Origin of the sequence: Candidatus Pelagibacter sp. Uisw_106, from assembly GCF_047724975.1 — a bacterium.
Classification (GTDB): Bacteria; Pseudomonadota; Alphaproteobacteria; order Pelagibacterales; family Pelagibacteraceae; genus Pelagibacter.
The window spans coordinates 495,347-505,930 of sequence record NZ_CP159819.1 but is presented as its reverse complement, the minus strand read 5'-3'; the positions used below and the strand labels follow the sequence as shown (position 1 = coordinate 505,930).

The window sequence follows — 10,584 nt, the reverse complement described above, 5'->3', positions numbered from 1 at the left end:
TTATCTTTCAAAAGATCCTTTGTTTCTAATTTTTTTTTGTAACTGCATAATACCATAAAGCAATGCTTCAGCAGATGGCGGACAACCAGGTACATATATATCTACTGGAACTATTTTATCACATCCACGAACTACAGAGTATGAATAGTGATAATAACCACCACCATTTGCACAACTTCCCATGGAAATCACATACCTTGGTTCTGGCATTTGATCATAAACTTTTCTTAAAGCTGGAGCCATCTTATTCGTTAAAGTTCCAGCCACTATCATCACATCAGATTGTCTTGGTGAACCTCTTGGTGCAGCACCAAATCTTTCTAAATCATACCTAGGCATCGCTGTTTGCATCATCTCAACTGCACAACAGGCTAAGCCAAAAGTCATCCAATGTAAGGATCCAGCTCTTGACCAGTTTATTAAATTATCAAGAGAAGTTGTTATAAAGCCATTTTTACTAAAATCTTCAGAAAGTTGTTTAAACTCTTCTGGTATTTCTTTATTTTTATTTTCTAAATTCATAGTTTAAAATTTTATTCCCAATCTAGAGCACCTTTTCTCCATTCATAAATAAAACCAATTGTAAGTATAAATAAAAAAATCATCATTGAAGAAAAACCTAGCAGACCTATATTTCCTAAAGAGATTGCCCAAGGAAAAAGAAAGGCTATCTCAAGATCAAAAATTATAAAAAGGATTGCCACTAAATAAAATCTAACATCAAATTCTATCCTTGAATCTTCGAAAGGTTCAAATCCACATTCATATGCTGATAATTTTTCTGGATCAGGATGTTTTGGTGAAAGAATTAAATTAATTACTACAAAAGCACAACTCAGGGCAAGGGCTATTATTAAAAATAATATAATAGGCAGATAATCTTTTAAAAATTCTGAAAGCATGAAGTCTATATAGCAGTTTTTATATCATGTTGAAGTGCTCTTACGTCACAATATATGTGATATTCACATTAAAAAGACTAAAAAAGTGGCGGGAGTGAAGGGACTCGAACCCTCGACCTATCGCGTGACAGGCGATCGCTCTAACCAACTGAGCTACACCCCCACTTTTACTAGTTTTGGTGGGTAGTAAAGGACTCGAACCTTTGACCCCCTCGGTGTAAACGAGATGCTCTACCAGCTGAGCTAACCACCCTAAACCAAAATTATTGTTTAGTTATAACAATTATTTATGAAAGTCAAAATAGATATTAAACAGAAAAGGATGTAAATTCGTAGTTATTGAATACTTGCTTGAGATTTATCGTCAGATTTAGAAATTTTTTCAACCTCAACCCACTCAACTCTTTTTAACTCTTTAGTTAATGCTATTTTTAACACTTCATCAGCATGTTCAACTGGAGTAATTTTTATATCATCAATAATTTTCTTAGGCATATCAACAAGGTCTTTTTCATTTTCTTTAGGAATTATAACTTGTTTTATTCCAGCTCTATGTGCTGCTAATAGTTTTTCTTTTAATCCACCAATTGGCAATACTTGACCTGTTAATGTCACCTCACCAGTCATTGCAACATCTCTTCTGACAGGGTTATTTGTGATTGCAGAAACTATTGAAGTGACCATTCCAATACCTGCTGAAGGGCCGTCTTTAGGTGTTGCTCCTTCTGGAACATGAATATGAAAATCTTTTTTTTCAAACAAGGGAGGAATAATTCCATAATCTAAACTTTTTGATCTAATGAAAGATTTTGCAGCCTTGATAGATTCCTGCATCACATCTCCAAGTTTACCAGTAATTTGCATTCTACCTTTTCCTGGCATTATGACAGTTTCAATTTTAAGAATTTCCCCGCCATATTCTGTCCACGCTAAACCTGTGACAACGCCAATTTTATCTTCACTTTCAAGTTCACCAAATTTAAATTTTTGAATTCCTAAATAATCAGGTAAATTTTTTAAGTTAATTTTAACTTCTTTTTCTTCGCCAGAAACTACCTTCTTAACAACTTTTCTAGCTACTTTTGAAATTTCTCTTTCTAAGTTTCTTACACCAGACTCTTTTGTATAACTTTGGATAATTTCTTTAATAATATCCTCAGATAAAGTCATTTCTTTTTCTTTAACTCCATTATCTTTAATTTGTTTAGGAAGCAGATACTTATTTGCAATATTAATTTTTTCATCTTCAGTATAACCAGCCAATCTAATTACTTCCATTCTGTCTAATAATGGTGGCAGGATATTTAAAGTATTAGCTGTAGTAACAAACATCACATCAGATAAGTCATAGTCAACTTCTAGATAGTGATCATTAAATGTAGCGTTTTGTTCTGGATCTAATGCTTCTAATAAAGCAGAAGATGGGTCTCCTCTATAATCATTTCCAATTTTATCTATTTCATCAAGAAGAATAAGTGGATTTTTTGTTCCTGCTTTTTTCATCATTTGAATAATTTTACCAGGTAGAGAACCAATGTAAGTTCTTCTATGACCTCTTATTTCAGCCTCATCTCTCATACCACCAACAGAAACTCTTACAAATTCTCTATTAGTAGCTTTCGCAATAGATTTTCCTAATGATGTTTTGCCAACACCTGGAGGACCAACTAAGCATAAAATTGGGCCTTTAATTTTTTCCATTCTTTTTTGGACTGCTAAAAATTCAATAATTCTTTCTTTAACTTTTTCTAAACCAAAATGATCAGCATCAAGAACTGCAAGCGCTTTTTTAAGATCAATATCAACCTGGTCTTTTTTATACCAAGGTAGATCTGTCATCCAATCAAGGTAATTTCTCACAACAGTAGCCTCAGCAGACATTGGACTCATATTTTTTAATTTTTTAAGCTCAGCCATACATTTCTTCTCAACATCTTTTGGCATTTTTGCTTTAATAATTAATTTATTTAAACTTGATGTCTCATCTTTTCCATCTTCAATTTCACCTAATTCCTTTTGAATAGCTTTAAGTTGCTCATTTAAATAATATTCTCTTTGAGTTTTTTCCATTTGAGTTTTAACTCTACCTCTAATTCTTTTTTCAACTCCTATAATGCTAGTTTCATTTTCCATTATTTTAATTATAGAATTAAGTCTTTTCTTAACATCTATAGTTTCAAAAATTTGTTGTTTCTCTGAAATAGTAGCCGTTAGGTGAGACGCAATATTATCAGCGATGTGTGATGCGTTAGTTAATTTTTTAATATTATTAATTGTTTCACTTGATATTTTTTTATTAATTGAAGTTAGTTTTTCTAGTCTTCTTACAGCAGTCATTGCTAATGGAATTAAGTCTTCATCTTTAGTAACTACATCATGTTGATGAGCATATTCACAAATAATAAATTTCTCATTATCTTTAAAATCTAAGATTTTTACTCTTTTGCTTCCTTCAACTAAAACTTTTACTGTACCATCTGGTAATTTTAGTAATTGTAAAATATTACCTTCACAACCATACATAAAAACATCAGTTTTTTTGGGATCGTCTATTTCTGAATTTTTTTGCGTAACTAGAACAATTTTTTTGTCCTTTTTCATAACTTCATTTAAGGCAGCAATAGATTTATCTCTGCCCACAAATAAGGGAATAACCATATTTGGAAAAACAACAATGTCTCTTAACGGTAATAAAGGTCGTTCAATTTTAACATCCATTGTCTAAATATGGAGATTAAATATGATATTGCAATAGCTATTTATTACTTATTAACGTGAGATTAAGCAGCTGAAGTTTTTTCAGTCTTTGTTTTGCTGCTATTTTTTGAATGAACTATGATTGGTTGAGATAGGCCTTTGGCCGCACTAGCATCTACAATAACTTCCTCCACATTGTCTTGACTTGGAAGATCGTACATTGTTTTTAATAAAATATTTTCTAAGATTGATCTAAGGCCCCTAGCCCCAGTTTTCTTGTTAATTGCTTTTTGCGCAATCTCTTTAATCGCATTTTCTTTAAAGCTTAACTTGGCTCCATCTAGTTTAAATAATTCTTGGTATTGTTTAATCAGTGAGTTTTTTGGTTCTTGTAATATTTTAACTAAAGTTTTTTCATCAAGATCTTCTAAGGTTGCTATCATTGGAAGTCTGCCAATAAATTCTGGGATTAAGCCATACTTTAACAAATCTTCAGGTTCTAAAGTTTTCATCCATTCACCTGTTTTTTTATCATCTGTTTTTTTAACATTTGCACCAAATCCTATTGATGTACCTTTATCTCTTTGAGATATTATTTTATCTAAGCCAGCGAATGCTCCTCCACAAATAAACAAAATGTTTGTAGTATCTACTTGTAAAAATTCTTGTTGTGGATGCTTTCTTCCTCCTTGAGGTGGAACACTTGCTACCGTTCCTTCCATAATTTTTAATAGTGCTTGTTGCACACCCTCTCCAGAGACATCTCTTGTAATAGAAGGGTTTTCTGACTTTCTGCTAATCTTATCAACTTCATCTATATATACAATTCCACGTTGTGCTTTTTCAACATTGTAATCAGCAGCTTGTAATAATTTTAAAATTATATTCTCAACATCTTCACCAACATAACCTGCTTCAGTTAAAGTGGTTGCATCTGCCATTGTAAATGGAACGTCAAGAATTCTTGCTAATGTTTGAGCTAATAAAGTTTTTCCACAACCAGTTGGACCAACTAAAAGAATATTTGATTTTGAAAGTTCAACTGTTTTACTTGTTTTGCTCTCGTAATTAAGTCTTTTATAATGATTATGAACAGCAACTGATAAAACTTTTTTTGCATGAGGTTGTCCAATAACATAATCATCTAATACAGCACAAATTTCTTTTGGTGGTGGTAATCCATCCTGATGTTTAACAAATGTATCTTTGCTTTCTTCTTTGATGATATCCATACATAGCTCAACACACTCATCACATATAAATACAGTTGGACCTGCAATAAGTTTTCTAACTTCATGCTGGCTCTTGCCGCAAAAAGAACAGTAAAGAATATTTTTATTATTTGTAGTCATAAATTTATAAACGAATCAATTAGGATACTTTAATATAGATGACTCATACTAATCAAGTATCAGTTTAGTGGGGTGTCAAGATGTAGTGTATTAAGATCTATTTTCGACTACTGCGTCAATCAAACCGAACTCTTTTGCAGTATCTGGCTTCATAAAGTTATCGCGTTCTAGTGCTTTCTTCACATCATCAACTGATTTTCCAGTATGTTTTGAGTAAATTTCATTAAGTCTTTTCTTTAAATCCATAACTTCATTGGCATGGATCTCTATATCAGTTGCTTGTCCTTGAAAACCAGCCGAAGGTTGGTGAACCATGATTCTAGAATTTGGTAAAGAAAATCTTTTACCTTTTTTTCCAGCAGCTAATAAGAATGAACCCATTGATGCAGCTTGACCGATACAAAGAGTTGAAACATCTGGTTTGATGTATTGCATAGTATCATAAATACCAAGACCTGCTGTCACTAGTCCTCCAGGACTATTAATATACAAATTAATTTCTTTTTTTGGATCTTCAGACTCTAAAAACAAAAGTTGAGCTGTAACTAAAGATGCGACGTTATCATTTATTGGTCCTACTAAAAAAATAATTCTCTCTTTAAGAAGTCTCGAATAAATATCATAAGCTCTCTCACCTTTATTTGATTGCTCTACAACCATTGGTACTAGGGTATTCATTTGATCTGATAAGTTTGTTGTCATAAGTTGATTCTTTTACTTATACAACTTGTGATTACTTTTTACTAACTTTTTTTGCTGAAGGTTTTTTAGATGCTGAAGGTTTGGGCTTTTTTTCTATTTTAGCAGGCTTTGAAGCTTTTTTTTCCTCAGGATGATCATGGTCATGTTCGTGATTATGATCTTGTTTTTGATGTTCTTTTAAGATTTTTTCTGCTTCTAATTTGCTAATTTCTTTTTTAGATGCTTTCGCTTTAGTTTTTATTAGATCAATAATTTTTTCCTCATACACGGTCCCTCTTAAACTGGCTAATGCTGATGGATTTTTTTGGTAAAATTCCATCACCATCTTTTCTTGACCAGGCATCATTCTAAGTTGTTTTTGAACTTCGGCTTGAACTTCCTGTTCGGTTACTTTAATTTTATTTTGTTCACCAAATTCATTTAAGATTAATCCAACTTTAATTCTTTTTTTAGCAATTTCTTCAAAGTTCTTTCTACTTTTTTTAGAATCTTCTTCTGTCATACCTTGTGATAAAATCTTTACTTCTTCTTCAATTAAATTTTCTGGAATTTCATCCACTTTAAAGTTTTCAATTTCTTTCAAGATTTGAGTTTTAGCTAATTTATCTAAAGAATTTTTATACTCATCATTTATTTGTTTGCTAACTAACCCCTTTAAATCAGCAAGATCTTTTGCACCTAAATTTTTTGCAAAGTCATCATCAATTTTTACCTCTTCTGATTTTTTAACCTCTATAATCTTGCAGATAAAATTAGCTTTTTTATTTGCGTATTCTTTTTGTGGGTAATTTTCAGGAAGTGTAACATCAACAGACTTTTCATCATTTTTTTTTACACCAGTCAGTTGTTTGTCAAAACCCTTAATAAATAAATCTTTACCTAAAATTAATTGAGTATTTTTTCCTTCACCACCAGTAAAGTCTTTTTTGTCAATTGTTGCTTTGTAATCAAAAATAACCAAATTTTCATCTACTGCTTTAACGTCAGCTGCCACTTCTTTAAAATTGTTCTGACTTTTGGCTATTTCTTTAATTCTTTTGTCAGTTTCATTTGCATCAATTTTAACTGAATATTCATCATATTTAATATTTTCAACAGACTTAAGCTCTACTTTTGGAAGTTCTGTTACTGACATTACATATTCCAGATCTTTATCCTCACCATAAGTTTTAAGATCAAGTTTAGGTTGTCCGGCAGGTTTAATTTTATTATCTTCTAAAGCTTTAACTGAAGTATCTTTAAGAACCTTATCAAGCACTTCACTAAAAATTGCTTGACCAAATTGTCTTTTTAAAATTTCTTTAGGAACTTTTCCAGGTCTAAAACCTTTTAAGTTAACAGTATTTTTAATTTCTTCATATTTTTCATCCATATAAGAGTTCATAGTTTTTTTATCTATGAAAACTTTAATGTCTTTATTTAGACCTTTTTTATTTTCTACCGTAACTTTCATAATTTTTTCAACTTGTTGGTAGGCGAAAAAGGACTCGAACCTTCACATCTTTCAATACTGGTTCCTAAGACCAGCGCGTCTACCAATTCCGCCATTCGCCCACAATTCTTGTGGCTTTATATAGGATAGATTCTATTTGTCCAATGAGAATAATTATGAAATATAATAATATTCAATTATATTAACTAATAATTTAAAAAAAATGATTATTTCTCCATGTATAAGTATATGTAAAACAGATCCTCAAACTGGATACTGTTATGGTTGTGGAAGAAATAATGAGGAAAAAAAGATGTGGAAATTGGAAGAAACCTCAGATGAATGGAAAAAATTTAATCTAACTGATATCCAGGCGAGACTGGGTGGTTGGCAATTAGAAAGTTTTAAAGAGTCCTATAATCATAAAGTTGAAAATGGAATTTCACTTTACAAAAAAAATTTAATTAAATGAATAAAACAACACTAGCAACTATAATTTATGTACTTGGTATCCTAATTGGTGCTTTTTTTTTAAAAGTTTGGGGTGCAGAAACATCATTTATAAAAACTATTTCAATATTTGTATGGACAATTATTTTCTTAATCTCACTATTTTATGCAGACAAGCATGAGAGAAAAAATTAAGATTTTTTATTATTAGTTTTTGTCTTATTTAATTTATTAATTAAATTTATTTTTTTTGATCCAAACTTACTATTTGTAATATTACTTCGATGTTTTGCAAAAGCTTGCTTTTGAGCTAACTTCATTGCTTTTTTAGATGACATAAACCTATTCTATATTTTATTATAAAAAAATATAGTTTTAATTATTACTAGTATTTATACTTGTTAGGATATTAAAATTTCTATCCGTTATGACAATCTCACCTGAAGAAGTAGACATATTTAAAATTTCTGAGATTACAACATAATGTGTTACTAATATTAAGTTTTTTTTACCATCCCAGTTTATTATATAACCTTTTAATTCTTTCATTTGTTTATCTTTATTGTGAGCAAACTTTTGACTAAAAAATGAATTCAAAAAAGTTTTAGTTTCATAATTATTAAAAGCATATTTTGCAGTTTCTTTACATCTGCACCATTCACTAGATAAAACCTTATCAATTATTATATCATTTTCTTCAAAAAACTTACCTATACGTTTTGATTGTTCAATACCTTCAGAATTTAAATTACGTTGTGAGGCACAGTTTGCTATGTCAAATCCATCAGGGTCACCACCACCTGGTGCGTATGCGTGCCTTATAAATATTATTTTTCCGTTATCTCTTAATATATTTTGAAGATCATTTGCTGAAATAACTTTAAAAGATACATTGAAAGATATAAGCAAGAGTATAGTAATTTTAATTAACCTCATCAATGAACATTAAATTTAAAAAACTAAATAATTCAATAATTAAATGCAAAAAGTGCTCTAGGTTAATTAAATTTAGTAAGAAAATTTCAATAATTAAAAGAAAGCAAAATATAACAGAGGTTTACTGGGGAAAACCAGTTACTGGCTTTGGTGATATTGATGCTAAATTAATGATTATCGGTCTTGCACCCGCTGCACATGGTGGGACAAGAACTGGAAGAGCATTTACAGGTGATAAATCTGGCGATTTTTTATTTAGCTGTCTCCATAAGGTTGGTATATCCAACATCCCAACCTCTACACACCGTAAAGATGGCTTAAAACTTAATAGTACATATATTACAAATATCTTAAAATGTGTTCCACCTGAAGATAAACCATTAAATAAAGAGCTAAGTAATTGTTCAAATTATTTCGATAATGAGATTCAAAATTTAAAAAACTTAAAAGTTATAATAAGCTTAGGTAAAATTGCTTTTGATAACTGTATTAAATTTTATAAAAAAAATTTTTTAATTAAGCAAAAATTTATATTTAAGCACGGTATTAAATATAAATTACCTGATGGGAAAATTTTAATTGCTTGCTATCACCCTAGTCCACGAAATGTTAACACTAAAATAATTGATACAAGAAAAATGATAAATCTACTTAGAACTGCTAAAAAGCACTCTAAAGCTTAATAGTATCACAAAAGTAAGGTTTAAAATCCTGAAATAAGGTGCCTGGTATTTTTATAGGTTTACCTTCTTTATTAACAAATACTAAATGAACTTTTGCTTCAACTATTAAATCTTCACCCCTTTTAATAAATTGATTCATAAAAAATGATGTTTTTGTAATTGATTTAACAAAAGATCTTATTGTTAGCTCATCTTCAAGATAAGCAGAAATTTTATATTCAATATTGCATGACTTAACTATAATTTGAGCTCCAAAGTCATCTTTAATCTTTTTGTTATTAAAACCTAATGTAACTAAAGCTTCTGTACGGGCTCTTTCAAGGAATCTTAAATAATTTGCATAATACACGATGCCCCCAGCATCTGTATCTTCATAATAAACTTTAACATTGTGAAAAAAATTTTCATGCATTCATATATAATAACAAAAAAAATAATATATAATACTAAACTAAGATACAATCATCATAATGAAAGTTTATATTATCTGGTTAATTGGTGTTATTTTATGGAATTTTGTTGTACCGAATGCTGCACCCATTGAGGATGTAATTGTAGCTGTGCTTTTATCCTTTTTAAGTATTGGTCTTAAAAAAGTATTTAAATAATCTTATTTTGTTGAAAAATAAATATCCTGATAATAAGATATAGCTTTTAACTTTGAGTTATCTGTATCAGTCATTATTGCAACTCCAGATATATCTTCCACATTTATTCCATGAAGTTTCATAAAGTCTTCCTTAACATTAGCTTTGACAGTAACCCATTTATCAAGGTTTTCTTGAGTTGTTGATAAAACATAATCAATTGATTTTTTTGTGTATGGACTAGGCCAATTTTTTCCTACTTTATTATTGCTAGAAAACACATAATTTATAGCTCTATTAGAAAGGGCTGTAGAGCCAGTTTTTTTTATAACGAATACTCTTGCAGCATAATCATGTCCCTTTTTACTGTTTTCTATTATACCAGATAAGTCTTTTTCAACTTTCCAAGTAATATTAATAAAAGGGGTTTTTAGTAGATCAATTTTAATTTCTTTACCTAAGCCAGATCCTTTACCTTCAGCTTCTGCTTTAATAAAATTACCTTTTTCATTCTTATCTAAGGTCCATGTTGTTTCACCTTTGTATTTTTTTCCAACTTTTAGTGTGTTGAATTCCTCATCTGTAAAATCAAAAACAGTAATTTTTTCAGCATTAACATTGGTTAGAAGTAAAAAAGAAGAAAATATTGTTATTATAAAATTTCTTAACATAAGAAAACTGTATAGCTAAAATTTTTTCAAAAAACAACATTTGAACACACTTTAAACATCTTAAGATCAGCATTTAATATTATCAATAGAAAATGAAATCAATTTCTATATTTGTACTTTTAATTTATTGGTCAGTAATTTTACTTGCACCAGTGATCTCTAAAGAAGATAA

General features: G+C 29.8%; 14 protein-coding genes and 3 tRNA genes. 4 read left to right on the top strand and 13 right to left on the bottom strand.

Annotated features, from left to right (window positions below; translation table 11 throughout):
• The 9 genes from ABXT45_RS02720 to ABXT45_RS02680 all read right to left on the bottom strand — a co-directional run bounded on the left by ABXT45_RS02720 (window position 1) and on the right by ABXT45_RS02680 (window position 7,207).
• The gene (locus ABXT45_RS02720; RefSeq protein ID WP_415278973.1) at window positions 1–522 is read right to left on the bottom strand and encodes a NuoB/complex I 20 kDa subunit family protein; all 522 of its coding nucleotides are present in this window, start codon (window positions 520–522) and stop codon (window positions 1–3) included.
• Window positions 523–533: 11 nt separating this feature from the next.
• On the bottom strand, window positions 534–902 hold the full coding sequence (locus tag ABXT45_RS02715) for an NADH-quinone oxidoreductase subunit A (protein WP_415278972.1): 369 nt from the start codon (window positions 900–902) through the stop codon (window positions 534–536).
• An 86-nt stretch (window positions 903–988) separates the two neighbouring features.
• Window positions 989–1,065, bottom strand: a tRNA-Asp gene (locus ABXT45_RS02710).
• A 14-nt stretch (window positions 1,066–1,079) separates the two neighbouring features.
• Window positions 1,080–1,155, bottom strand: a tRNA-Val gene (locus ABXT45_RS02705).
• A gap of 83 nt (window positions 1,156–1,238) precedes the next feature.
• The gene (gene lon, locus ABXT45_RS02700; protein ID WP_415314257.1) at window positions 1,239–3,620 is read right to left on the bottom strand and encodes an endopeptidase La; all 2,382 of its coding nucleotides are present in this window, start codon (window positions 3,618–3,620) and stop codon (window positions 1,239–1,241) included.
• A 62-nt stretch (window positions 3,621–3,682) separates the two neighbouring features.
• Window positions 3,683–4,951: an ATP-dependent Clp protease ATP-binding subunit ClpX gene (gene clpX, locus ABXT45_RS02695; RefSeq protein ID WP_415286976.1), complete on the bottom strand. Its 1,269-nt coding sequence runs from the start codon at window positions 4,949–4,951 to the stop codon at window positions 3,683–3,685.
• A 90-nt stretch (window positions 4,952–5,041) separates the two neighbouring features.
• Window positions 5,042–5,653 (bottom strand): ATP-dependent Clp endopeptidase proteolytic subunit ClpP, encoded by a 612-nt coding sequence (gene clpP / locus ABXT45_RS02690; RefSeq protein ID WP_415314256.1) that lies wholly within the window; start codon window positions 5,651–5,653, stop codon window positions 5,042–5,044.
• A gap of 31 nt (window positions 5,654–5,684) precedes the next feature.
• Window positions 5,685–7,106 (bottom strand): trigger factor, encoded by a 1,422-nt coding sequence (gene tig, locus ABXT45_RS02685; RefSeq protein WP_415314255.1) that lies wholly within the window; start codon window positions 7,104–7,106, stop codon window positions 5,685–5,687.
• A 16-nt stretch (window positions 7,107–7,122) separates the two neighbouring features.
• Window positions 7,123–7,207: transfer RNA gene (locus ABXT45_RS02680), tRNA-Leu, on the bottom strand.
• Between the two features lie 101 nt (window positions 7,208–7,308).
• On the opposite strand from ABXT45_RS02680, the gene ABXT45_RS02675 reads away from it, so the two are divergent.
• Complete coding sequence (locus ABXT45_RS02675; protein ID WP_415314254.1) at window positions 7,309–7,557, top strand: DUF1289 domain-containing protein; 249 nt, start codon at window positions 7,309–7,311, stop codon at window positions 7,555–7,557.
• Complete coding sequence (locus tag ABXT45_RS02670; protein WP_415314253.1) at window positions 7,554–7,730, top strand: hypothetical protein; 177 nt, start codon at window positions 7,554–7,556, stop codon at window positions 7,728–7,730. The genes ABXT45_RS02675 and ABXT45_RS02670 overlap by 4 nt, the downstream gene beginning before the upstream one ends.
• Here ABXT45_RS02670 and ABXT45_RS02665 read toward each other — a convergent pair.
• Both ABXT45_RS02665 and ABXT45_RS02660 read right to left on the bottom strand, forming a co-directional pair.
• Entirely contained in the window at window positions 7,727–7,873 is a 147-nt protein-coding gene (locus ABXT45_RS02665; RefSeq protein WP_415314252.1) for a hypothetical protein, read from the bottom strand. The genes ABXT45_RS02670 and ABXT45_RS02665 overlap by 4 nt on opposite strands.
• Before the next feature lie 37 nt (window positions 7,874–7,910).
• Complete coding sequence (locus tag ABXT45_RS02660) at window positions 7,911–8,471, bottom strand: histidine phosphatase family protein (protein ID WP_415314251.1); 561 nt, start codon at window positions 8,469–8,471, stop codon at window positions 7,911–7,913.
• Window positions 8,472–8,473: 2 nt separating this feature from the next.
• Here ABXT45_RS02660 and ABXT45_RS02655 point away from each other — a divergent pair, with 2 nt between their 5' ends.
• Entirely contained in the window at window positions 8,474–9,154 is a 681-nt protein-coding gene (locus ABXT45_RS02655) for a uracil-DNA glycosylase (protein ID WP_415314250.1), read from the top strand.
• Here ABXT45_RS02655 and ABXT45_RS02650 read toward each other — a convergent pair.
• The gene (locus ABXT45_RS02650) at window positions 9,144–9,566 is read right to left on the bottom strand and encodes a YbgC/FadM family acyl-CoA thioesterase (protein ID WP_415314249.1); all 423 of its coding nucleotides are present in this window, start codon (window positions 9,564–9,566) and stop codon (window positions 9,144–9,146) included. The genes ABXT45_RS02655 and ABXT45_RS02650 overlap by 11 nt on opposite strands.
• Window positions 9,567–9,624: 58 nt before the next feature.
• On the opposite strand from ABXT45_RS02650, the gene ABXT45_RS02645 reads away from it, so the two are divergent.
• Window positions 9,625–9,762, top strand: coding sequence for a hypothetical protein (locus tag ABXT45_RS02645; protein ID WP_415314248.1), 138 nt, complete (start codon window positions 9,625–9,627; stop codon window positions 9,760–9,762).
• Window positions 9,763–9,764: 2 nt separating this feature from the next.
• Here ABXT45_RS02645 and ABXT45_RS02640 read toward each other — a convergent pair whose 3' ends face one another.
• On the bottom strand, window positions 9,765–10,412 hold the full coding sequence (locus ABXT45_RS02640; protein WP_415314247.1) for a DUF3047 domain-containing protein: 648 nt from the start codon (window positions 10,410–10,412) through the stop codon (window positions 9,765–9,767).
• Window positions 10,413–10,584 lie beyond the last annotated feature (172 nt).

What these genes read in the sequence shown, in the direction of transcription:
- ABXT45_RS02650 (WP_415314249.1), bottom strand. Translation starts at nt 9,566, where the DNA reads ATGCATGAAAATTTTTTTCACAATGTTAAAGTTTATTATGAAGATACA.
- tig (WP_415314255.1), bottom strand. Translation starts at nt 7,106, where the DNA reads ATGAAAGTTACGGTAGAAAATAAAAAAGGTCTAAATAAAGACATTAAA.
- ABXT45_RS02655 (WP_415314250.1), top strand. Translation starts at nt 8,474, where the DNA reads ATGAACATTAAATTTAAAAAACTAAATAATTCAATAATTAAATGCAAA.
- clpX (WP_415286976.1), bottom strand. Translation starts at nt 4,951, where the DNA reads ATGACTACAAATAATAAAAATATTCTTTACTGTTCTTTTTGCGGCAAG.
- clpP (WP_415314256.1), bottom strand. Translation starts at nt 5,653, where the DNA reads ATGACAACAAACTTATCAGATCAAATGAATACCCTAGTACCAATGGTT.
- ABXT45_RS02720 (WP_415278973.1), bottom strand. Translation starts at nt 522, where the DNA reads ATGAATTTAGAAAATAAAAATAAAGAAATACCAGAAGAGTTTAAACAA.
- ABXT45_RS02675 (WP_415314254.1), top strand. Translation starts at nt 7,309, where the DNA reads ATGATTATTTCTCCATGTATAAGTATATGTAAAACAGATCCTCAAACT.
- ABXT45_RS02640 (WP_415314247.1), bottom strand. Translation starts at nt 10,412, where the DNA reads ATGTTAAGAAATTTTATAATAACAATATTTTCTTCTTTTTTACTTCTA.
- lon (WP_415314257.1), bottom strand. Translation starts at nt 3,620, where the DNA reads ATGGATGTTAAAATTGAACGACCTTTATTACCGTTAAGAGACATTGTT.
- ABXT45_RS02645 (WP_415314248.1), top strand. Translation starts at nt 9,625, where the DNA reads ATGAAAGTTTATATTATCTGGTTAATTGGTGTTATTTTATGGAATTTT.
- ABXT45_RS02715 (WP_415278972.1), bottom strand. Translation starts at nt 902, where the DNA reads ATGCTTTCAGAATTTTTAAAAGATTATCTGCCTATTATATTATTTTTA.
- ABXT45_RS02665 (WP_415314252.1), bottom strand. Translation starts at nt 7,873, where the DNA reads ATGTCATCTAAAAAAGCAATGAAGTTAGCTCAAAAGCAAGCTTTTGCA.
- ABXT45_RS02660 (WP_415314251.1), bottom strand. Translation starts at nt 8,471, where the DNA reads ATGAGGTTAATTAAAATTACTATACTCTTGCTTATATCTTTCAATGTA.
- ABXT45_RS02670 (WP_415314253.1), top strand. Translation starts at nt 7,554, where the DNA reads ATGAATAAAACAACACTAGCAACTATAATTTATGTACTTGGTATCCTA.